Here is a 393-nt window from a genome sequence, read left to right as displayed (position 1 = left end):
TTTTGCACGACTATTAATAACCGCATAATTATAAACTTTTGCATGGCTATAGATGCAAGCAGAGCCAGAAACCTTGGCATGACCATAGATACGTGCATAACTAAAAACCGTTGCATCATAAGACACATGCGCATGGTCATAAATATGCGCATCAGCAAGAACGCGGGCAGCCCCACTGACATGAGCATTGCCATAAATATTGCCATAAACATGAGCATTGCCATAGACAAAAGCATGATCATAAATCTTTGCATATTGAGAGATAAAAGCCTTGCTATAAACTTCGGCATTGCCATAGACTTGACCACAGACTTGAGAATAATGGCGTATTTTTGCATCCTCATACACGCGGGCATGACCATAGACACAAGCATCATCATAAACCCAGCAATT

General features: G+C 41.0%; 1 pseudogene. It reads right to left on the bottom strand.

Annotated elements, in window-relative coordinates:
- Window positions 1-393 (bottom strand): annotated as a pseudogene (locus tag BN338_RS10485) (hypothetical protein); the annotation flags it as partial.

Source organism: Bartonella queenslandensis AUST/NH15 (genome assembly GCF_000312585.1).
Lineage (GTDB): Bacteria > Pseudomonadota > Alphaproteobacteria > Rhizobiales > Rhizobiaceae > Bartonella > Bartonella queenslandensis_A.
Note: the sequence above shows the minus strand (reverse complement) of the source record. Positions and strands in the feature narration are given on the sequence as shown.